Raw genomic sequence first — 20,059 nt, 5'->3', positions numbered from 1 at the left:
TTAGCCCTCTAGCTTGTGCAACCGTGAAATGGGGGTGTCAACAACCTGGCGTGCGGCAACAACTGCGTCTTCGCTTTCGCCGTCATAGAAGCACAGGCACTTGACCATGTCTTCGCGAACGTAGGTGCGCAGGAACTTAACGTCTTCGATGTCGTTGTAAAGCGGTGACTTCTCGGCCTTGCGAGCCAGGTATTTGTCCATGGTCAGGCCCTCTGGGAAATCCCATTCCACAAGGTACTGACCAGCCGGTTTTAGCTTCTTAATGTCCTCTAGCTCGGCACCAATCAAACGCACCGATGCCAACTCGTCAACCTTTAGTCCCGCGGCGGTTAGGTCATTGCGCAGGGCATTGATATCGGTGTGTTCTAGGACGGCGAAGATTCGATTGCGGTTAGCCGTAACCTGACTTTCGATGAACTCGCCACCGTTCACGGCAGCAGCCTGTGCAGTCTTGCTAAGCACAGAATCGATGTCTGAGTCGGCGGTAGTGTCAATCTCGGCAACGTATAGCGACATGCTGTAATTCCTTAGGTTTGGGGATTTCCCCAAGATTACCTAGAGGCCTATGTCGAGCGCCAAGGGCTACGTAGCACTGCGTAAGATTACGAAACTCTTCGTAATAATTGGTTTTTCTTCTTGACTAGGCCAGCATCTGTGAGCGGGCCAACTCCTTATAAAGAGGTACAGTCTTGACGAGTTGCTTGTGGGTTCCCACTCCAAGAATCTTGCCCTTTTCAAGAACAATAATCTGGTCGCTATCAATAACCGTGGATAGTCGGTGGGCAATCACAATCATGGTGCGGTTTTTCGCAACCGAGTCAATCGCCTCGCGCATTAATCGCTCGTTGATGCCGTCAAGGCTGGAGGTTGATTCGTCGAGTAGCAGAATTGGGGGAGCAGCCAGCAACGTGCGGGCAATCGCCAGGCGCTGGCGCTCACCGCCAGAGAGCATGATGCCCTGTTCACCAACCTCGGCGTCAAGCCCGCGCTTGTCACGCTTTAGAACATCGGTCAGGTTCACCTCGCTCAGCACCGCCTTGAGCTGCTTATCGGTTGCATCCGGCGCACCAATCAAAAGATTCTCACGAATGCTGCCGGCAAGCACCGGGGCATCTTGCTCTACGTAGCCAATCTGCGAACGCAGCGCACCGCGAGTAATAGATTGTACCGGCTGACCGTCCAGCAAAATTTCTCCGCTGGTTGGTTCGTAGAAACGCTCGATTAGCGAGAACGTGGTGGACTTACCAGAACCCGATGGCCCTACGATTGCCACTCTAGATCCGCGTTCAATTTTGAACGAGACCTTATCAAGCACGGTGCGTGATTCCGAAACTGTTCCATCCGGATTTGGTGTTCCGGCGTAGCCAAAGGAAACCTTCTTGAACTCAATCGCGGTGTTGTTCACAGCCTTGCGCTTAGGCGTTTCTTTGCGCTCGGCATCGGTGTCTTCAAGCGGCAAATCCAAAACTTCTTGGATTCGAGCCAGCGCGCCAAGGCCGGTTTGCACTGAGCTGTAAGCACCAAAGGCCTGACCCACCGGGCGAATCATCAGGAACATTAGAAGAATGAATGTGACCAAGCTGGCCACTGGAGTTTCGCCGCTGGCGACTCGGTAACCGCCAACACCAAGCACAACAATGAATGCACCGTTTGCTGCCAGGCCACCTATCGGTGTGACACCGGCGTTTATCTTGGCAATCTTGACACCCTGCAGGTAAGCCTCGCGTGCATCGTCTTGAATTTGGCTACTCTCGCGAGTTTCGGCTCCGGCGGCACGAATGGTGCGCACCGCAGATAGAGCGCGCTCAACACTCGCCGACATATCGCCAACTCGTTCCTGTGCCTTGGTGGTTGCCGAGCGAATTCTGCGGGCCGAAAAACCAATCGAGGCCACCGCGATAGAAATCATCAGCAGGGTTAAGCCAAGCAGCACCGGGTCAATGATTGCCATGGCAATTACCGAGCCGACAAAAATTAGCGCTCCACCGGCGGCATCAACGAGCCCCTGGGTGAGCACTGCACGAAGCAAAGTGGTGTCAGACGAGACGCGCGAAACTAGATCACCGGTGCGACGAAGGTCGTACTCCGGAATCGGTAGTCGAAGTAGGCGTGTGGCAAGCTGGCCGCGGGCCGACAAGACCACGCCCTCACCCGCTTTGGCAAGCACGTAGTAAAGAGCTCCGCTGGCCACGGCACTGCCAAGCACCACCGCAATCAAAATCCAGACCAGGTAGCCAAGATCCTTGCCCTCTTGAACAGCGGTAATTACCTGACCAACCACAAGTGGCTGGGCCAAGCTCACTGCGGCACCAATCAGCGACAGCACCACGGCAACAATTAGCGCACCACGGTGTTCGGCTAGGTATGGCCAGAGTTGGCTGAATTTTGCCTTTGGTGCGTTCTTGTCTCTAGCTGGCCTCATCGGACCGCGGCCGCGGCCACCCATCATGCTCATTCTTTAGTCAACCTTTTCTATTAGGTGTGGATTCCCTAGTATGCGCTCGTTCAGCAGGTAATTGATCTCCTGCAGCGAGAGTGCCGGTGTGTAGGCGGTGTTTTTGTAAAACTTTGAATAATCAACGCTCTGCAGCGCCTTGAGTGCATTGGGGTGATGCAGCTTCAGAAACATTTTGGTGGTGTTTGGCTTGCGCTCAAATTCGGTCAACACTTTGCCGCAACCAAAGCCAAAAATGGTGAGCGCCACATCGGCATCGCTGGGAAGAGTTTTTTCAACGATTCCTTGATCGGCTACTGAGTATTTTGGCCGCAGCTGAGTTTTGCACTGCCAAATCTGAAAGCACGTGGCCAAGCCATTTTTCACCGATAACTTCTTGCCCGCATCATCCTCGTAATCAATTTGGATGTCGTGGTCGGCAATCAAATGGAATCGGCGATCCAGTCGGTTGATAACCGACCACTTTCGCCAAGAACGGGGCACGATAAAGCATATGAATTCGCTGTGATCGGCTGCCTTATTAAAGAAGGGAATAGAGAGTGCGTTGTTGCGGCCAAAAGGAGGGTTTGAAATAGTGACTGCGTCTTTGCCGGTCAGCTTGGCATCAAGAAAATTGGCCTTGGTCACGTTGTCGTGCTTTGGTTCGATGTCGAATGACAAGAACTTAGTTGCCCCAATTTTGGCTGCCGCCTTTAGGAATGATCCGGTGCCGCCAGCCGGCTCAAGGATGGTGCGTTCTGCAAGATTTGGCACCAGAGCCTGCACCTCAGCAATTAGTTGCTCGGCGAGATCGGTGGGGGTGTAGTACTGCTCTTTGCCGGTGGTGCGGCGATTGCCCAGCTTCTTTTTTTCAGCAACGGTGCTGTCGAGTGCGGAGGGCATGTGACAAGAATATCAATTATGTTGCCAGACAAACGAAAAGGCCCTCGATTTCTCGAGGGCCTTTATTCACATCTTTTTACCAGAAGACTGCAAGTACTACGTTCAGTAGGGTCAGTCCACCGATAAGAGCCAGAGTGCTTGACTTTACGGTCTCTTTTTTGCGGTTAATCATCACGAAGACGACCACCAGGGTCACCACGATTGATTTGACTGCAATCTTGATGTTGTCTAGTTCCGCTGCGTTTGGGTCTAGGGCTGACATCCATTCGCGAAGTCCAACCAGTAGCAGACCGGTGACCAGCATGGTCCAAGCACCGTGAATCATCGCTGGGATAATCTTGGCGGTACCTGGTTTTAGGGCTTTAATCTGGACTAGGAATCCACCTAGCAGTGAGGCAAGTCCCACAAAGTGCAGAACAAGCATTGAGTCTCGTAAAAGAGTTGCTGTAGTAATCATGTCTAGAGTCTAGCCATTAGCACTGCGGCCTCTACGGCTTCGGCACCCTTGTCTTCCTTAGAATTCTCCAGCCCGGCACGCTCGAGCGCCTGCTCGGCAGTATCTACGGTAAGGAGACCAAAGCCAACTGGCACGCCACTGTCTAGCTGCACGCGCGTAAGGCCGTCGGTAGCTGATGAGCAAACGTATTCAAAGTGCGGAGTCTCACCCTGAATTACAACACCAAGGGCAATCACAACTTCTGCGCCAGCGTCGATTGCTTTTTGTGCTCCAAGGGGTAACTCAAAAGCACCGGGCACACGCCACACTTCGTAGGTGTCGTTGCCAGCTTTTTGCAGTGCGCGCTCGGCACCGGCAAGTAGGCCATCGGTGATTTCTGTGTGCCAGCTGGTTACAACGATTGCAACCTGAAGTCCACTTGCATCAATCTCTAGTTTTGGGGCTCCCGCTCCGCTCATTTATTTTCCCTCCGGAATCATGTGACCCATTCGGGCACGCTTGGTTTCTAGGTACTGCTCATTCTGAGTTGCAGCACCAACGATTACTGGCACGAAAGAATTCACCTTGATGCCGGCTTCATTCAAGAACGAGCTCTTGGCTGGATTGTTGGTCATCAGACGAACGCTCTCAACGCCAAGATCACGCAAGATTGAAACGGCAGCGCCATATTCACGAGCCTCGCTTGGTAGACCAAGCGCTAAGTTGGCATCTACGGTGTCATAGCCCTTGTCTTGCAAGGCGTAGGCCTTCAACTTATTTAGCAGCCCAATGCCACGACCCTCTTGTCCTCGAAGGTAAATCACAATGCCACCCTTTGGATCGTTGGCAATTTGATCAAGGGCAAAGTCAAGTTGCGGTCCACACTCGCACTTAAGCGAACCAAAAGCTTCACCGGTGATGCACTCCGAGTGCATGCGAATCAGAACATCTTCTCCGGTTGGGTTACCGGCAATGATTGCAACGTGATCTGCGGTGGTGCGAATGTCGTAGTAGCCGCGCACTCTGAAATCACCGTGGGTTGTCGGCAACTTGGCCTCGGCCTCAAAGCGAATGCGATCATTCACAGTCTCGGCTGCAAACTCAACTGAGTCCAGGCGCATCTTCACAATCTGATCAATAGTGATCACTGGCAAACCGTACTTCTCACCGATGGCAAATGCGTCATCCAGGCGAGTCATCTCGCCGTCATCATTGACCATCTCGCCGATTACTCCAACCGGTGCAAGACCGGCAAGCTTTAGCAGGTCAACGGTTGCCTCTGTGTGGCCACGACGATCAAGCACACCATTCTGGTGGGCTCGGAGTGGAATCACGTGTCCCGGGCGAATCAGCGAATCTTTGGTGCTGTCGGCATCTGCCAATACGCGAAAGGTAAGCGCGCGATCTGCAGCCGAGATTCCGGTGCTGGTTCCCTCGGCGGCATCGACCGTGATTGTGTACTGAGTTTTATATGGGTCCTGGTTGGTGGTTGCCATTAGGTTCAGGTCAAGGTGGTTTGCGCGTTGCTCAGTCATTGGCGCACACAGGTAACCAGAGGTGTAGCGAATCATCCAGGCAATCCACTTGGTGTTTGCGTACTGCGCCGCCATGATGGCGTCGACTTCATTCTCGCGACTTTCATCGTCGGCAACTAGCACCGGCTTGCCCTCGCGAAGCGCAATCAGCGCATCTTCAATACTCGAAAGTGGCATTAGTTGTTCCTCGCTTCGATTAGTCGTTCAATATGCTTGGCCATCACGTCAACTTCAACGTTTACCTTGCTGCCAGGCTTCTTGCTGCCCAAGGTGGTCAGCGACAGCGTCTCAGGGATCAGGCTTAGGCCCACCCAGTCTTCGCCCAGCTCATTTACGGTGAGTGAAATTCCATCAAGGGTGATTGAACCTTTGAGCACCACGTACTTCATCAGTTCCTTAGGCACCGATACGCGCACCCACTCCCAGTTCTCACTTGGCTCGCGTGAGATTACCTCGCCAACCCCGTCAACGTGGCCAAGTACAACGTGGCCACCAAAGCGGGTGGCTGCGGTCATGGCACGCTCTAGATTCACTGGGTCGCCAACCTGGATGCCGTCAAGGCTGGTTAGCTTTAGAGTCTCTTGCATAACGTCGGCGGTAAACGATGTTGCATCGTGCTCAACTGCGGTTAGGCAGGCTCCGCTAACGGAAATCGAGTCACCCCGGTTAACATCTGAGACCACAAGTGGTCCTTCAATGGTCAACCTAATAGCGTCAGGCAAAACTTGGATTGCCTGCACCTTGCCCAGTTCTTCAATAATTCCGGTGAACATCATTTCTCCTTATTTACGGCGCGAATCAACATATCCGCACCAAGCTTTTTGGTCTCTATAAATTCCAGGTCAATTGCCTGGTCGATGCTGGCAACTTGAATGTCTCTAATTGCCGTTGCTGGCCCACCGATAAGTTTGGGTGCCAGGTATATCAAAAATTCATCCGAAAAATCTTGGCTAATTAGAGCCGACTCAATTTGTGCTCCACCCTCAACAAATACTTGACGAATGCCCCGTTCATAAAGTTGAGTCAGCACAGCACTCAAATCGTGAGTCTTGTAGTGAATTGTTTCTGAGTCGCGGTTGAAAACGCGCGCTCCAGCATTCAAATCACGTTCACCAACAATTACCCTTAGCGGTTGAGTTTCATAAAGTGAACCATCTGATTTTCGCGCGGTGAGTTCCGGGTCATCAAGCTCAACCGTGTTGGTGCCAACCAGGATTGCTTGTGATGCTGCGCGGCGAGCGTGAACATCTTCACGGGCCTCTGCTCCGGTAATCCACTTGCTGGTGCCATCAACCGCCGCAGTTCTGCCATCGATGCTTGCAGCCCACTTAATCACTACGTACGGGCGGTGCTTAAATTTATTGGTAAACCAAGGTGCAATTAGCTGCAGGCATTCATCGCGCAGTACATCACTTACCACCTCAATGCCGGCCTCTTCAAGAGTGAAGCGTCCTCCGCCCTCGGTCTTGCCTGGGTCGTAGGTGCCAAAGACAACTTTCTTCACCCCAGCTTCAATCAAAGCTTGCGAGCAAGGACCGGTCTTGCCGGTGTGGTTGCAAGGCTCAAGAGTCACAACCGCAGTTAGGTTCGCGGCCGATAAACCTTTGGCAGCAAGATTCTTTAGGGCATCAATCTCAGCGTGTGGGGTACCGGCACCCTTGTGCCAACCCTCGGCGACAATCTCGCCGTCGTCGTTGATAAGGACAGCACCTACCTGGGGGTTTTCACCATATAAAGGGGATTGCGCAGCAAGCTCAAGAGCGCGACGCATTGCTTTTCCAAGCGTTGCTTGCTCATTGTGCTGGGTGTTCATCCGCTGCCTTCGTTCTAACTAGAACGTTCGATGGGGGCGCGGGAGCGTGGACCTAAGCCATCGCCAAAGTAGGCGCGACTCAAGTCGGTTCTTCTCCCATCCGGACTTTAACCGTCGGCATCTGAATTTCACAGATTCAACCGGCCAGAAAACTACCTGGACGGGTCGCGGGCTGTAACCGCCGGCTCAGATTTACACTGACCCCGAAGAACGTTTGTTGCCCCTTAAGACTAGCGGGCAGCAGGGATGAAGCCAACCCGCTCGTATACGGTTGCCAGAGTCTTCTCAGCCTGTTCGTTTGCCTTGGCTGCGCCCTTTGCCAGTAGGCGATCCAGCTCGGCCGGGTCGGCCAGTAGTTCATTGGCTCGGTCACGAATTGGCTCAATCTCGGCCAAAACCACCTCGGCCACCTCACCCTTTAGATCGCCGTAGCCCTTGCCATCAAAGTGAGCAACCAGGGCATCAATTGACTGACCCGATATAGCCGAGTGAATACCAAGCAAGTTTGAAACTCCCGGCTTAGCCTCGCGATCAAAACGAATGGCGGCATCGGTGTCTGTAACCGCGCTCTTGATTTTCTTTACGATCACGGCAGATTCATCCATGATGTTGACCAAGCCCTTAGGGTCACCAGACTTTGACATTTTTGCCTCTGGGTTTTGCAGGTCGTAAATCTTGGCGGTCTCTTTGAGAATTACACCTTCTGGAATTACAAAAGTCTCGCCAAAGCGTGAGTTGAAACGAGTGGCCAAATCGCGAGTTAGTTCAATGTGCTGACGCTGGTCTTCGCCAACCGGAACGGCCTTTGGTTGGTACAAAAGAATGTCGGCAGCCTGCAACACCGGGTAAGTAAATAGACCAACCGATGTTGAATCGGCGCCAGCCTTTTGCGACTTGTCTTTGAACTGAGTCATGCGACCTGCCTCACCAAAACCGGTAAGGGTCATCAGCACCCAGGCAAGTTGCGCGTGCGCCGGAACATGTGATTGCACAAATAGCGCCGACTTATTCTCGTCAATACCCGCAGCCAAATATTGCGCAGCGGTGATTCGAGTGTTCTGACGAAGTTCTTTTGGATCCTGCGGAACGGTGATGGCGTGTAGATCAACCACGCAGTAGAAGGCGTTGTAGTCATCCTGCATCTTGGTCCAGTTGACCAAAGCACCTAGGTAGTTTCCAAGGTGAAGGGAACCAGCAGAAGGCTGCATTCCAGAGAGCAGGTTTGGCTTTGTCATAGGGCAAGTTTAGACGAGCGGCCTACAACACCGATGTTGTTCCGGCGCCAGACTTAAACGGCACCGACCTTAAACGGCATAGTCAACCACCACGGGGGAGTGGTCGGTCCATCGGGTGTCGTAGCTAGCAGCGCGGTGCACCTTGTAGTTGCTGGACTTGGCGGCAAGCTTTGGTGTGGCAAGGTGATAGTCAATTCGCCAGCCGGCATCGGTGTCAAAGGCCTTACCTCTATATGACCACCAGGTGTAAGGGCCAGGCTCACCGGGGTGAGCGGCACGGCCGATGTCAACCCAGCCCTGGGCATTCATAAAGGTGTCAAAGTAAGCGCGCTCTTCCGGCAAGAAGCCAGCGTTCTTGAGGTTGCCCTTCCAGTTTTTGATATCCAGTTCTGTGTGACCAACGTTTAGATCGCCAACCACAACCGCAAAACCTCCAGCTGCAATTAGCTCGGCCATGCGCTCTTGCATTGCCTTCAGGAACTTGTACTTCTCAACTTGCTTAGGGGTATCAACTTCACCCGAGTGCACATAGGTGCTGATCACGGTTACAACTTTGCTGCCGACCTTGAAGTCGGCCTCTAGCCAGCGACCGGCAGAATCAAAACTGTCTGGTCCAAGTGTGGTGCGCACCGCAATCGGCTCAGTCTTGCTAACAATAGCCACACCGGCACGGCCCTTGGCGCTCGCCGCATCGTGTGAGAAAAACCACTTGCCTGGTTTGCCCTTGGCATCGATTGGGGGATTGGCCTCAAATAGATCAACCAAGTCTTTGGTTTCGGCCCGAACCTCTTGCAATGCCAAGACATCAATCTCAGGGTTTTGTTTTAGCCAATCGGCCATTCCGTTTTTGAATGCTGCGCGGATTCCATTGACATTGATGGTGGCTACTTTTAGAGGCATGAGCCGAGTTTATAAGAGCGGCGCAAAGGAACGCGGCGCTGTCTAGATTGTCTAGAACTTTACGCGCACGTTGCCAGCAGCAACGGTCACGGAGACTTTACCTAACGGGATTGATGCTTGGGATCCTGGTTTCGCAGCGCCAGTAGTTGTGTCGAATCGAGCGAAGTGCAAGGGGCAAACGATTTCGTTGTTTTTGATGTTTTCTTTACCATCCAGTGGACTTCCCTGGTGGGTACAAACTGCCACGAACGCCTTGAAGGTTCCCTTTTTAGGCTGGGTGATCAAAATCTTTTTGCCACCAACAGAAAAGGTCTTGCCGCCCCTAACTGGAACAGCGCTTGTCTTGCAAACGGTGTAAGTCTTTGCCGCGTTGGCTGCAACCTCACTTAGCCCGGTTAAACCAATCGCGGCCGTGCCAGCTGCAAAAGCAACTAGCAGGCCGCGTCGGCTAATCATTCTTAGGCCTTGCCTCTTAGGATGGCCTGCTTCACTTCGGCGATTGCCTTGGTGACTTCAATTCCACGAGGGCAGGCATCGGTGCAGTTGAAGGTGGTGCGGCAGCGCCACACACCCTCTTTGTCATTCAAGATGTCTAGGCGAAGCTCGGAGCCCTCATCGCGAGAGTCAAAGATGAAGCGGTGTGCGTTCACAATTGCCGCCGGACCAAAGTACTGACCGTCTGTCCAGAACACTGGGCAAGAAGTAGTACACGCAGCACAAAGAATGCACTTGGTGGTGTCTTCAAACTTTGAGTGCTGCTCTGCTGACTGCAGGCGTTCCTTCTCTGGCTTGTCGCTTGCGATTAGGAACGGGTTGATGTCTTTGTAGGCCTGGTAGAACGGGTTCATGTCAACGACAAGATCCTTCTCAACCGCAAGACCCTTGATTGGCTCCACGTAAATTGGCTGAGTGATGTCAAGGTCCTTGATCAGGGTCTTACATGCCAAGCGGTTGCGGCCGTTGATACGCATTGCATCTGAACCACAAACTCCGTGAGCACATGAACGACGGAAGGTTAGCGAACCGTCCATCTCCCACTTGATCTTGTGTAGGGCGTCAAGAACGCGGTCGGTGCCGTGAACCTGAACGTCAAAGTCTTCCCAACGAGCCTCTTGGCCGTCTTCTGGATTGAAGCGACGCACAAAGAGGGTGACCTGGAAGGTTGGGATGGCACCCATTTGTTCGAATTCGTTTCCTTTAGTAGCTACTGCAGTTGCCATTAGTATTTACGCTCCATCGGCTGGTAGTTGGTAACAATGACTGGCTTCCAGCCAACCTTAATGTTGTCGCCAGGTTTCTTGGCTGGCTTATCAGTTAGGTAGGCCATTGAGTGGACCATGAACTTCTCATCGTCGCGAGCAAGGAAGTCTTCGCGAAGGTGAGCTCCACGGCTTTCGCGACGCTCACGTGAAGTGAGTGCAAGTACCTCAGCAAGGTCTAGCAAGAAGCCAAGTTCAATGGCCTCAAGTAGATCGGTGTTGAAGCGCTGACCCTTGTCTTGAACGCTGATGTTCTCGTAGCGCTCGCGAAGCTCGGCAATTTTGTCAAGTGCCTCGTTGAGTGATTCCTCAGTGCGGTACACCTGTGCATTTTTGTCCATGGTGTCCTGAAGTTCTTTGCGAAGCACGGCAACCTTCTCAGTGCCCTTTGACTTGCGAACCTTCTCAATCATTGAAATGACTTCGTCGGCGGCGTTGGCCGGAACCGGAACGTGCTTTGCGGTCTTGGCGTACTCAACCGCTGCCGCACCGGCACGCTTACCAAACACGTTGATGTCTAGCAGCGAGTTGGTGCCCAAACGGTTCGCACCGTGAACCGATACGCAGGCACATTCACCGGCGGCGTAAAGGCCTGGTACAACTGTGTCGTTGTCGCGAAGAACCTCTGCCTGAACGTTGGTTGGAATACCACCCATTGCGTAGTGCGCGGTGGGGAATACCGGTACTGGCTCTGTGTAAGGCTCAACACCTAGGTAGGTGCGGGCAAACTCGGTGATGTCTGGCAGCTTCTCGTCAATAACTTCTGGCGGTAGGTGAGTCAGGTCTAGCAGAACGTAGTCCTTGTTAGGACCTGCACCGCGACCCTCGCGAACCTCGTTGGCCATTGCGCGGGCAACCATGTCACGAGGAGCTAGGTCCTTGATTGTTGGTGCGTAGCGTTCCATGAAGCGTTCACCGGTTGAGTTGCGAAGGATTCCACCCTCACCACGTGCAGCTTCTGAAAGCAAGATGCCTAGACCGGCAAGACCGGTTGGGTGGAACTGGTAGAACTCCATGTCTTCAAGCGGAAGCCCCTTGCGCCAAATGATGCCAACGCCGTCACCCGTGAGCGTGTGTGCGTTTGATGTGGTCTTGAAAATCTTGCCGAATCCACCGGTGGCAAAAATAATGCTCTTACCCTGGAACACGTGCAGTTCACCGGTGGCAAGTTCGTAGGCAACCACTGCCGATGGACGCTCTTCGCCATCAACCTTGGTCATCACCAAGTCAAGAACGTAGAACTCGTTGTAGAACTCAATGCCTAGCTTTACGCAGTTCTGGTAAAGGGTCTGCAGAATCATGTGACCGGTGCGGTCTGCTGCATAGCAAGAACGACGAACCGGTGCCTTACCGTGGTCACGAGTGTGGCCACCAAAACGACGCTGGTCAATCTTGCCGTCTGGTGTGCGGTTGAACGGAAGACCCATGTTCTCGAGGTCAATAACCGCCTGAACAGATTCCTTGGCAAGAATCTCGGCTGCATCCTGATCAACTAGGTAGTCGCCACCTTTAACGGTGTCAAAGGTGTGCCATTCCCAGCTGTCTTCTTCAACGTTGCCAAGAGCGGCAGCCATACCGCCCTGCGCCGCACCGGTGTGTGAGCGAGTAGGGAATAGCTTGGAAATTACTGCGGTCTTTGCGTGTGGTCCGGCTTCGATAGCCGCGCGCATTCCTGCACCACCCGCACCCACGATTACAACGTCGTACTCGTAGTGATGAACCTTTGGCTTACTCAATTTATGTTTATTCCTTTTAGGTTGTTCAGAAGATTAAGCAGTTGGGCAGAACGAAGGTAGAAGCTCAGGTAGGGCACCTGCTGGGCATGGGTCAAATGTGAAGACCACAAGAGTTCCAAGCACAACTAGCACGGCACAAATTCCCCAAAGCGACCAAACCAGAGCCTTGCGGACTGATTCCTTTGACGCATAGTCATTTACCAGGGTGCGCATACCGTTGGTGCCGTGAATCATGGCCAGCCAAAGCATGGCCAAGTCCCAGACCTGCCAGAACGGGTCAGACCACTTGCCACCCACAAAGGCAAAATCAATTGCCTTGATGCCTTCACCTAGGTAAAGGTTGACGAAAAGGTGTCCGAAAATCAGGAAAACCAAAAGTGCGCCAGAAACGCGCATGTACAACCAGCCGTACTTTTCCCAGTTGGCTTGGTTGCGGTTGCGAGGTGAACGAGGCTGTTCGATAACTACTGACATGTCTCTTCTCCTTAACCGAATACGTGCATTAGGTGGCGAGGGGCAAAGGCTACAAAAATGACGAGGGCAATCGCCACGACGACCCACCACATTACGTTCTGGTACTTCACGCCCTTGCGCCAGAAGTCGATCAGGATAATGCGCAAGCCATTTAGGGCGTGATACAGGATCGCTGCAACTAGGCCAAGCTCGGCGAGGCCAATTATCGGTGTTTTGTATGTGTTGATGACGGCGTTATAGGCCTCTGGGCTTAGGCGCACCAAAGAGGTGTCTAGAATGTGAACGAGTAGAAAGAAGAAGATGGCTACACCGGTAATACGGTGCAGTACCCACGACCACATTCCTACTTTTCCGCGGTACAAAGTACCTGCTGGCATGGTTGGCACAGGCCATCCTCCTTGATCAACTTTGAGTCAAAAATCACTACTAGTCTAAGCCAGCAAAAAGCCTGCCCTCGCCCATATAGAGGCATTGGGCTAAGGTTTTTAGTAGTTATGACTACTCAGCGAGATCCACTGGATCGATTCTTCAGCATCATCCCCGCCGGCGGTATCGGTAGCCGACTCTGGCCACTTTCTCGTGCCTCGGCCCCAAAGTTTTTACACGACCTAACTGGTTCAGGTCAGACCCTGCTGCAGGACACCTGGGATCGCTTAACCCCGATAGCCGGCAAGGAACGAATTCTCGTGGTCACCGGCAAAGTTCACAAGTCGGCCGTGCTTGAGCAGATTGAAGACCTCTCTACTGACAACCTGGTGCTGGAACTTTCACCAAAGGATTCCACCGCTGCGATCGCGCTCGCCGCAGCCATTTTGATGAACCGGGAACCAGATGTGATTGTTGGTTCCTTTGCCGCAGATCACGTAATCACAGAAGACGAGCAGTTCCACAAAACCGTGCGCGAGGCAGTTCTCGTTGCCGCCACCGGAAAAATCGTGACCATCGGAATCGAGCCCACCGAGCCATCTGTTGGTTTTGGTTATATCAAATCCGGCGATGAGCTTGGAGTTACCGGTGCGCCAGAGGCCCGCCACGTGATCAAGTTCGTTGAAAAGCCAAACATTGCCAAGGCTCGCAAGTACGTGGACTCGGGGCAGTACCTGTGGAACGCCGGTATGTTCATCGCTCCAGCCGCGCTGCTGCTTGAGCAGTTGGCTAAATCAGAGCCAGCGCTACACGCATCAATTATGGAATTAGCAGCCGAGTGGGACACCGATAACCGCAAGGCTGCAATTGAAAAGATTTGGCCAACCCTAAAGAAGGTGGCTATTGATTACTCGGTGGCCGAGCCAGCGGCAGCAGCCGGCTTAGTTGCCGTGATTCCGGCCAGTTTTTCTTGGCACGATGTAGGTGACTTCGCGGCGATTGCAGAATTGCAGTCACAGGGTCGTCGCGGCAACCTTGCCGTCTTAGGTAACGCCAAGGTATTGGCCGATAGTTCAAGCGGCATCCTGGTTTCGGATACCGATCGCCTGATCGCGCTCATCGGTGTTGAAGACATCATTGTTGTGGACACCCCGGATGCGCTGTTGGTGACCACCAAAGAGCACGCTCAGCGAGTCAAGAGTTTGGTTGATGCGTTGAAGGCCACTGGCCATTCCGACGTTCTCTGATTCTCAATAATCACGAAATTGTTGCGACTCGATTAACTTTTGGTACTAACCCCGCTTGTCGTCAATGTGCCCCTGCCCAGCGAGATAGGCTGAAACGGCAACGATGAGTGAGAGCCACTCGTCGTTATTCCAGGAGGAATCTAATTGAATAAGAACATTCTTAAGGGTCTAGCACTTGCATCTGTTGCGGGTCTAACTCTTGCAGGTTGTGCATCAGCTCCAGCTGAACCAACCGTTACTCCAGTTGATTACAAGGCCTGCATGGTCTCTGACGAGGGCGGTTTCGATGACGGCTCATTCAACGAAGAGGCATACAACGGTCTTAAGGAAGCGATTGCTGTTCTAGGAGTTCAGTCAGCTGAAGCTCAGTCAGAATCAGGCACCGACTACCAGCCAAACGTTGACGCGATGGTTGCCGAAGGTTGCAACATGATCGTTCCAGTTGGTTTCGCACTTGCAGCAGCAACCGATGTTGCATCAGCAGCAAACCCTTCAGTGAACTTCGCACCAGTTGACACCGCACTTAGCAACCCTGATTTCAGCACTAAGTACGTAGACAACGTAAAGCCACTTTTGTTTGACACCGCAGAAGCTGCATTCCTTGCAGGTTACGTAGCAGCGGGAACATCAAAGACTGGCAAGGTTGCCACATTTGGTGGAGCTCCATACCCATCAGTGACCATCTTCATGGATGGCTTCAAGCAGGGAGTTGCTCACTACAACGAAGTTAAGGGTGCAAAGGTTAAGGTTCTAGGAACTGACGGCGACGACCAGTCAAAGTGGACCATGACCGGTGACTTCTCAGACGTTGCAAAGGGTAAGACCGTTTCAGCTAACTTCATCAAGCAGGGCGCTGACGTGATCATGCCTGTTGCTGGTCCAGTTGGTCTAGGTTCAGGCCAGGCAGCTCTAGAGGCTGAGGGCGTGTACGTAATCGGTGTTGACACCGACTGGTACAAGGCTCCTAAGTTCGATGAGTTCAAGTCACTGATCTTGACCTCAGTTCAGAAGAACATGAGCGTTGCAATCTTCGAAACCATCAAGGCTGGCCTAGAGGGCACCTTCAAGGGTGGCGAAGACATTTACGTTGGAACCCTAGCCAACAAGGGTGTTGGAATCTCACCAGAGCACGAAGCTAAGTGGGGCGCAGGCCTTGCTGACGAAGTTGCTGCTCTAGAGGCTGACATCGTTTCAGGCAAGATCGACGTAAAGTCTTCTTACTAAAAAACGCTAAATAAAAAGTTGGGGGTCGAGAAATCGGCCCCCAACTTTTTTGGTTTTTTACTGGCATTCGTGGTGAAGTTGCCGAGTTAGACTGAAATTCACGCGTGAAAAAACGCAGACACGAAACGGGAAATAGCGATGAAGCTGGAACTCCGAGGCATCACCAAGCGCTTTGGTGCGATGACTGCCAACGATAATGTCAACCTGGTTGCAGAGCCGGGGCAAATCCACTGCCTGCTTGGCGAAAACGGTGCCGGCAAGTCAACCCTGATGAACGTGCTTTACGGCTTGTACCAGGCCGACGGCGGAGAAATTTTGATTGACGATAAGGTCGTTAAATTTGCCGGACCCGGTGATGCCATGGCCGCGGGAATTGGCATGGTCCACCAGCACTTCATGCTTATTCCGGTTTTTACCGTTGCCGAAAATGTGATTCTTGGTCATGAGCCAACCAAGTTTGGTGGCCTGCTTGATCTTGAAACCGCGCGCAAGCAGGTTCGTGAAATTTCTGACCGCTTTGGTTTTGAAGTAGACCCCGATGCAATCGTTGGTGACCTACCGGTTGGTGTTCAGCAGCGCGTAGAAATCATCAAGGCCCTGATGGGTGATGCCCAGGTTTTGGTATTTGATGAGCCAACTGCGGTGCTGACACCGCAGGAAACCGACGAGTTGATGGCAATCATGAAGCAATTGCGCAGCGAGGGCAAAGCAATTGTGTTCATCACCCACAAGCTTCGCGAAGTAAAAGAAGTTGCCGACAAGATCACAGTGATTCGCCTTGGCAAGATTGTTGGCGAGGCAAGCCCTAAGTCATCTGCAAATGAACTGGCCTCAATGATGGTGGGACGAGCCGTTGATCTTGATGTTGAAAAGGGTGTGGCCAAACCAGGTAAGGCAACATTCAAAATTACAAATCTTTCAGCCTGGAATCACGCCGGCACCAAGGTGCTCGACGATGTGAATCTTGAAATTCACGAGGGCGAGATTCTAGTTATCGCCGGTGTGCAGGGCAATGGTCAAACTGAGCTGACCGAAGCAATCATTGGAATGCACGGTAAGACCGCAGGCTCGATTGAGCTGGATGGCAAAGAGCTAATCGGCAAGAACGTGAAACAGGTTTTGGACTTGGGTGTAGGTTTTGTGCCCGAGGACCGAACCGAGGATGGCCTGGTTGCAGAATTCACCATTGCTGAAAACTTGATGCTCGACAGAAGTGACCGAAAGCCTTTTGCCAAAGGAATCAGCTTGCAGTTGGACTTCTTGAAAAAGTTTGCTCAAGAGAAGCTAAAGCAGTTTGATATCCGCGCTCAGGGAATTGATTCCACCGCGTCTCAGCTTTCCGGCGGAAACCAGCAAAAAGTTGTCTTGGCAAGAGAGCTGTCGCGCGAACTTCGTCTGTTGGTGGCCTCACAGCCAACCCGCGGTCTTGATGTTGGCTCAATCGAATTTGTGCACGAGCAAATTGTGGCGACCCGCGACGCTGGAATTCCGGTCTTGATTGTGGCCACCGAACTTGATGAGGCCACCCAACTGGGGGACCGCATCGCCGTTATGTATCGCGGAAAAGTAGTTGGCGTTGTGCCATCGAACACCTCACGGTCGGTTTTGGGTCAGATGATGGCAGGTATCAGCGCATGAACAAATTAATCAAGCAGATATTCAATCCCAGCGCGCTGGTCACGGTGCTAGCGGTATTGGCTTCGTTCATCATCGGTGGTTTGTTGATCGCCTTTGCCAATGAAAATGTTCAAACAGCGGCCGGCTACCTGTTCGCAAGACCGGCGGATTTCTTTTTAGCGGTTTGGAACTCGGTGTTTGGTGCTTACGACGCACTGTTCCGCGGTTCGATTTTCAACTACAAAGCTCTCGACACCATCGGCATGATCAAGCCACTCACCGAGACCCTGTCTTATGCAACACCCATAACCCTTGCGGGTCTGGGCATGGCAGTTGCCTTCCGCTCGGGGCTTTTCAACATCGGTGGAACCGGCCAGATTATTTTTGGTGCCATGGGGGCGGCTTGGGTTGGCTTCAGCTTTGACCTGCCGGCATACATTCACCTGCCACTCGCGGTTTTCGCCGGCGTAGTTGCCTCGGCGCTCTTTGGTGGATTTGTTGGATTTTTGAAGGCTGCCACCGGGGCCAATGAAGTAATCGTCACCATCATGATGAACTACATCGCCGGATTGCTGCTCTTCTATGTTTTGACTACTCCGCTTTTTCAGGCACCCGGAGCCACAAACCCGATCTCACCAGAGATTGTTGAAAGCGCAAAATACTGGCGCTTCATGGGTGATAACTTCCGCATTAATGCTTCGTTCTTTGTGATGCTTGCGATGGTGGCAACCGTGTGGTGGTTGCTGAACCGTTCATCGGTTGGATTCCAGTTCCGTGCGCTTGGACACAACCCAAATGCAGCAAAAGTTGCCGGAATCAACATTGGCTTCAACTACATCTTGGTGATGGCAATCTCTGGAGCACTGGCCGGCCTGGCTGGAACCTCGCAGGTGCTTGGCGCCGAAAAATTTTTGACTCCAAGTGTTGCCGCCAGCTTTGGCTTTGATGCCATCACGGTTGCGCTGCTTGGCAGATCAAAACCACTTGGTGTTTTGGCCGCTGGAATATTGTTTGGTGCACTTCGTGCCGGAGCGGTAATTATGCAGGCAAACCAAAAAGTGCCAATCGACATCGTCTTGATCGTGCAGTCACTGGTGGTGCTGTTCATCGCCGCGCCTCCACTGGTGCGATTGATGTTTGGTTTGCGGGATCCAGAAAAGAAGTCAGCTAAGAAAGCTGTTAAGCCTGAGTCAAAGGGAGTTGCAGCATAATGAAGCGCTCTTTCAAAACTCCAATTGCTTTCACCCTTTTTGCGCTGATCAGCTTATGGCTTTCAATCACCGCGCCAGCCGGAACAACGCTATTTAGTTTCAACGCGGGTAAGGAATTATTCGCAATCCCTGACGCGGCAATTCCAGTTGCCGGTGCCTCTTGGATTGTTTCGCTGATTGCCGTTTTAGCCACCGCGGCAACCTGGTGGCTTTCGCTGCAGCGCAAGAAAACCCCGCTCTGGCTCACAGCAATTTTTGCCTTCGTATTGGTTCAGCAAATTTTGATTGTCATGTTTGTGGGTCAGATGTTCCCACTAACAACCACGTTGCAGGGGTCGCTTGCCCTGGCCGTGCCACTGATTTTTGGTGCCTTGGCCGGTGTGCTCTCTGAGCGCGTTGGAGTTGTAAACATTGCCATCGAGGGTCAACTTTTAGCCGGAGCATTTGCCTCTGCGTTGATTACATCCATCACGCACAGTTTGACGATTGGTTTGCTTGCGGCTGCCATCAGCGGTGCACTCGTTGCCGGAGTACTTGCCGTCTTTAGCATCAAGTACGTGGTTGATCAGATCATCGTTGGTGTGGTGGTTAACGTGTTGGTGATTGGTTTGACCAGCTTCTTCTATTCCACGGTTATGGCCCGTGACCTAATTGCACTGAATCAGCCAGAACGTTTTGATCAGATTGATATTCCTTTGCTCTCGCAGATTCCAATCATTGGTCCGCTGCTGTTTTCGCAAACGCTAATCGTGTACTTGATGTATGCCGCGGTTGCTGTGGTTTACATTGCACTGTTCAAAACCCGATGGGGTTTGCGCCTTCGTGCGGTTGGTGAGTACCCTAAGGCCGCCGACACAGTAGGCATCAAGGTTTACCGCACCCGCTACATCAGCGTGATGCTGGGTGGCGCGCTGGCTGGTCTTGGCGGCGCCTTCTTTACCCTTGGCGCGGTTGGCTCGTTCAGTAAAGAAATGACCTCTGGGGCCGGTTACATTGCTTTGGCTGCGCTCATCTTTGGGCGCTGGAATCCGCTGCTGGCAACGCTGGCCGCCCTGATGTTTGGTTTTGCACAGAATCTGCAATCGGTGTTGAGCATTATTGGATCAGACGTACCAAGCCAATTCCTTTTGATGCTCCCTTACGCGCTCACTATTGTTGCGGTGGCCGGTTTGGTTGGCAAGGTTTCTGGGCCAGCTGCCACGGGCAAGCCATACATAAAGAGTTAGGTCGCAAATGTCTGACGCCAAAATTTCAGAGGCAAATTGGAACCAGCTTCGCGAGGCAGCTAACACTGCAATGAAAAAGGCTTATGTGCCTTATTCAAAGTTTCCAGTTGGTGCTGCTGCACTTACCGAGGACGGCAGGATAGTCTCCGGTTGCAATGTTGAGAACGCCTCTTACGGATTGACCCTGTGCGCTGAGTGCTCACTGGTTAGCGAGTTGGCAATGACCGCCGTTGTGGGCAAGGGCCCAGCCAAGTTAATTGCCTTCACCTGCGTCGATGGGCATGGAAACATCTTGATGCCGTGCGGGCGTTGCCGCCAGTTGCTTTTTGAGCACTCTGCCAAAGGCATGATTCTGGAGACCGTATCGGGTTTCAAAACAATCGACGAGGTCATTCCGGATGCATTTGGCCCACGTGATTTAGAAGAACGCGCCTAGTCGCAAA

The 20,059-nt window shown here is 52.6% G+C and carries 21 protein-coding genes and 1 riboswitch; of the genes, 6 read left to right on the top strand and 15 right to left on the bottom strand.

Features of this window, described 5'->3' with window-relative positions; translation table 11 throughout:
- From RHOLA_RS05795 to sdhC, 15 genes are all read right to left on the bottom strand, one after another.
- The gene (locus RHOLA_RS05795) at positions 1 to 516 is read right to left on the bottom strand and encodes a DUF4242 domain-containing protein (RefSeq protein ID WP_038503099.1); all 516 of its coding nucleotides are present in this window, start codon (positions 514 to 516) and stop codon (positions 1 to 3) included.
- A gap of 124 nt (positions 517 to 640) precedes the next feature.
- Positions 641 to 2,455, bottom strand: coding sequence for an ABC transporter ATP-binding protein (locus tag RHOLA_RS05790; RefSeq protein WP_038503097.1), 1,815 nt, complete (start codon positions 2,453 to 2,455; stop codon positions 641 to 643).
- Positions 2,456 to 2,458: 3 nt separating this feature from the next.
- Positions 2,459 to 3,337 (bottom strand): hypothetical protein, encoded by an 879-nt coding sequence (locus RHOLA_RS07130; protein WP_051636331.1) that lies wholly within the window; start codon positions 3,335 to 3,337, stop codon positions 2,459 to 2,461.
- Positions 3,338 to 3,413: 76 nt separating this feature from the next.
- A complete protein-coding gene (locus tag RHOLA_RS05780) occupies positions 3,414 to 3,794 on the bottom strand; it encodes a hypothetical protein (protein ID WP_051636330.1) in 381 nt (126 codons plus the stop codon).
- A 2-nt stretch (positions 3,795 to 3,796) separates the two neighbouring features.
- Positions 3,797 to 4,252 carry a 6,7-dimethyl-8-ribityllumazine synthase gene (ribH, locus tag RHOLA_RS05775; RefSeq protein ID WP_038503096.1) on the bottom strand — a complete coding sequence of 152 codons (456 nt, stop codon included), beginning with the start codon at positions 4,250 to 4,252 and terminating at the stop codon, positions 3,797 to 3,799.
- Positions 4,253 to 5,485, bottom strand: coding sequence for a GTP cyclohydrolase II (ribA, locus tag RHOLA_RS05770; protein ID WP_038503094.1), 1,233 nt, complete (start codon positions 5,483 to 5,485; stop codon positions 4,253 to 4,255).
- Positions 5,485 to 6,081 (bottom strand): riboflavin synthase, encoded by a 597-nt coding sequence (locus tag RHOLA_RS05765; RefSeq protein WP_038503093.1) that lies wholly within the window; start codon positions 6,079 to 6,081, stop codon positions 5,485 to 5,487. Before RHOLA_RS05765 ends, ribA begins: the two co-directional genes overlap by 1 nt.
- Positions 6,081 to 7,121, bottom strand: coding sequence for a bifunctional diaminohydroxyphosphoribosylaminopyrimidine deaminase/5-amino-6-(5-phosphoribosylamino)uracil reductase RibD (gene ribD / locus RHOLA_RS05760; protein WP_038503092.1), 1,041 nt, complete (start codon positions 7,119 to 7,121; stop codon positions 6,081 to 6,083). Before ribD ends, RHOLA_RS05765 begins: the two co-directional genes overlap by 1 nt.
- 84 nt (positions 7,122 to 7,205) lie before the next feature.
- Positions 7,206 to 7,336: riboswitch (FMN riboswitch) on the bottom strand.
- 15 nt (positions 7,337 to 7,351) lie between these two features.
- Complete coding sequence (gene trpS / locus RHOLA_RS05755; RefSeq protein ID WP_038503090.1) at positions 7,352 to 8,356, bottom strand: tryptophan--tRNA ligase; 1,005 nt, start codon at positions 8,354 to 8,356, stop codon at positions 7,352 to 7,354.
- Between the two features lie 69 nt (positions 8,357 to 8,425).
- The gene (locus tag RHOLA_RS05750) at positions 8,426 to 9,256 is read right to left on the bottom strand and encodes an exodeoxyribonuclease III (protein WP_038503088.1); all 831 of its coding nucleotides are present in this window, start codon (positions 9,254 to 9,256) and stop codon (positions 8,426 to 8,428) included.
- 51 nt (positions 9,257 to 9,307) lie between these two features.
- Entirely contained in the window at positions 9,308 to 9,712 is a 405-nt protein-coding gene (locus RHOLA_RS05745; protein ID WP_051636329.1) for a Rieske (2Fe-2S) protein, read from the bottom strand.
- Between the two features lie 2 nt (positions 9,713 to 9,714).
- Positions 9,715 to 10,476: a succinate dehydrogenase iron-sulfur subunit gene (locus tag RHOLA_RS05740; protein WP_038503086.1), complete on the bottom strand. Its 762-nt coding sequence runs from the start codon at positions 10,474 to 10,476 to the stop codon at positions 9,715 to 9,717.
- Complete coding sequence (gene sdhA / locus RHOLA_RS05735; RefSeq protein ID WP_038503084.1) at positions 10,476 to 12,251, bottom strand: succinate dehydrogenase flavoprotein subunit; 1,776 nt, start codon at positions 12,249 to 12,251, stop codon at positions 10,476 to 10,478. Before sdhA ends, RHOLA_RS05740 begins: the two co-directional genes overlap by 1 nt.
- 33 nt (positions 12,252 to 12,284) lie before the next feature.
- Positions 12,285 to 12,725, bottom strand: coding sequence for a succinate dehydrogenase hydrophobic membrane anchor subunit (locus tag RHOLA_RS05730; RefSeq protein ID WP_038503083.1), 441 nt, complete (start codon positions 12,723 to 12,725; stop codon positions 12,285 to 12,287).
- Between the two features lie 11 nt (positions 12,726 to 12,736).
- Positions 12,737 to 13,102: a succinate dehydrogenase, cytochrome b556 subunit gene (gene sdhC, locus RHOLA_RS05725; RefSeq protein ID WP_038504109.1), complete on the bottom strand. Its 366-nt coding sequence runs from the start codon at positions 13,100 to 13,102 to the stop codon at positions 12,737 to 12,739.
- Positions 13,103 to 13,219: 117 nt separating this feature from the next.
- Between sdhC and RHOLA_RS05720 the strand changes: the two genes are divergently transcribed.
- The 6 genes from RHOLA_RS05720 (at position 13,220) to RHOLA_RS05695 (ending at position 20,052) form a co-directional block, all read left to right on the top strand.
- The gene (locus RHOLA_RS05720) at positions 13,220 to 14,338 is read left to right on the top strand and encodes a mannose-1-phosphate guanylyltransferase (RefSeq protein ID WP_038503081.1); all 1,119 of its coding nucleotides are present in this window, start codon (positions 13,220 to 13,222) and stop codon (positions 14,336 to 14,338) included.
- Between the two features lie 144 nt (positions 14,339 to 14,482).
- The gene (locus RHOLA_RS05715; RefSeq protein ID WP_038503080.1) at positions 14,483 to 15,562 is read left to right on the top strand and encodes a BMP family lipoprotein; all 1,080 of its coding nucleotides are present in this window, start codon (positions 14,483 to 14,485) and stop codon (positions 15,560 to 15,562) included.
- A gap of 138 nt (positions 15,563 to 15,700) precedes the next feature.
- Complete coding sequence (locus RHOLA_RS05710) at positions 15,701 to 17,200, top strand: ABC transporter ATP-binding protein (RefSeq protein ID WP_038503078.1); 1,500 nt, start codon at positions 15,701 to 15,703, stop codon at positions 17,198 to 17,200.
- Entirely contained in the window at positions 17,197 to 18,390 is a 1,194-nt protein-coding gene (locus tag RHOLA_RS05705; RefSeq protein ID WP_038503076.1) for an ABC transporter permease, read from the top strand. The genes RHOLA_RS05710 and RHOLA_RS05705 overlap by 4 nt, the downstream gene beginning before the upstream one ends.
- The gene (locus tag RHOLA_RS05700) at positions 18,390 to 19,616 is read left to right on the top strand and encodes an ABC transporter permease (RefSeq protein WP_051636328.1); all 1,227 of its coding nucleotides are present in this window, start codon (positions 18,390 to 18,392) and stop codon (positions 19,614 to 19,616) included. Before RHOLA_RS05705 ends, RHOLA_RS05700 begins: the two co-directional genes overlap by 1 nt.
- Positions 19,617 to 19,623: 7 nt before the next feature.
- Positions 19,624 to 20,052, top strand: a complete 429-nt coding sequence (locus RHOLA_RS05695; protein ID WP_038503070.1) for a cytidine deaminase — start codon at positions 19,624 to 19,626, stop codon at positions 20,050 to 20,052.
- Positions 20,053 to 20,059: the final 7 nt, after the last annotated feature.

The sequence above is a fragment of the Rhodoluna lacicola genome, assembly GCF_000699505.1.
Classification (GTDB): Bacteria; Actinomycetota; Actinomycetes; order Actinomycetales; family Microbacteriaceae; genus Rhodoluna; species Rhodoluna lacicola.
This window is presented reverse-complemented; position numbering and strand designations above follow the sequence as displayed.

Bases quoted from the DNA above. Each gene is read 5' to 3' on its own strand.
- RHOLA_RS05795 (WP_038503099.1), bottom strand. From the start codon at position 516: ATGTCGCTATACGTTGCCGAGATTGACACTACCGCCGACTCAGACATC.
- RHOLA_RS05790 (WP_038503097.1), bottom strand. From the start codon at position 2,455: ATGAGCATGATGGGTGGCCGCGGCCGCGGTCCGATGAGGCCAGCTAGA.
- RHOLA_RS07130 (WP_051636331.1), bottom strand. From the start codon at position 3,337: ATGCCCTCCGCACTCGACAGCACCGTTGCTGAAAAAAAGAAGCTGGGC.
- RHOLA_RS05780 (WP_051636330.1), bottom strand. From the start codon at position 3,794: ATGATTACTACAGCAACTCTTTTACGAGACTCAATGCTTGTTCTGCAC.
- ribH (WP_038503096.1), bottom strand. From the start codon at position 4,252: ATGAGCGGAGCGGGAGCCCCAAAACTAGAGATTGATGCAAGTGGACTT.
- ribA (WP_038503094.1), bottom strand. From the start codon at position 5,485: ATGCCACTTTCGAGTATTGAAGATGCGCTGATTGCGCTTCGCGAGGGC.
- RHOLA_RS05765 (WP_038503093.1), bottom strand. From the start codon at position 6,081: ATGTTCACCGGAATTATTGAAGAACTGGGCAAGGTGCAGGCAATCCAA.
- ribD (WP_038503092.1), bottom strand. From the start codon at position 7,121: ATGAACACCCAGCACAATGAGCAAGCAACGCTTGGAAAAGCAATGCGT.
- trpS (WP_038503090.1), bottom strand. From the start codon at position 8,356: ATGACAAAGCCAAACCTGCTCTCTGGAATGCAGCCTTCTGCTGGTTCC.
- RHOLA_RS05750 (WP_038503088.1), bottom strand. From the start codon at position 9,256: ATGCCTCTAAAAGTAGCCACCATCAATGTCAATGGAATCCGCGCAGCA.
- RHOLA_RS05745 (WP_051636329.1), bottom strand. From the start codon at position 9,712: ATGATTAGCCGACGCGGCCTGCTAGTTGCTTTTGCAGCTGGCACGGCC.
- RHOLA_RS05740 (WP_038503086.1), bottom strand. From the start codon at position 10,476: ATGGCAACTGCAGTAGCTACTAAAGGAAACGAATTCGAACAAATGGGT.
- RHOLA_RS05730 (WP_038503083.1), bottom strand. From the start codon at position 12,725: ATGTCAGTAGTTATCGAACAGCCTCGTTCACCTCGCAACCGCAACCAA.
- sdhC (WP_038504109.1), bottom strand. From the start codon at position 13,102: ATGCCAGCAGGTACTTTGTACCGCGGAAAAGTAGGAATGTGGTCGTGG.
- RHOLA_RS05720 (WP_038503081.1), top strand. From the start codon at position 13,220: ATGACTACTCAGCGAGATCCACTGGATCGATTCTTCAGCATCATCCCC.
- RHOLA_RS05710 (WP_038503078.1), top strand. From the start codon at position 15,701: ATGAAGCTGGAACTCCGAGGCATCACCAAGCGCTTTGGTGCGATGACT.
- RHOLA_RS05705 (WP_038503076.1), top strand. From the start codon at position 17,197: ATGAACAAATTAATCAAGCAGATATTCAATCCCAGCGCGCTGGTCACG.
- RHOLA_RS05700 (WP_051636328.1), top strand. From the start codon at position 18,390: ATGAAGCGCTCTTTCAAAACTCCAATTGCTTTCACCCTTTTTGCGCTG.
- RHOLA_RS05695 (WP_038503070.1), top strand. From the start codon at position 19,624: ATGTCTGACGCCAAAATTTCAGAGGCAAATTGGAACCAGCTTCGCGAG.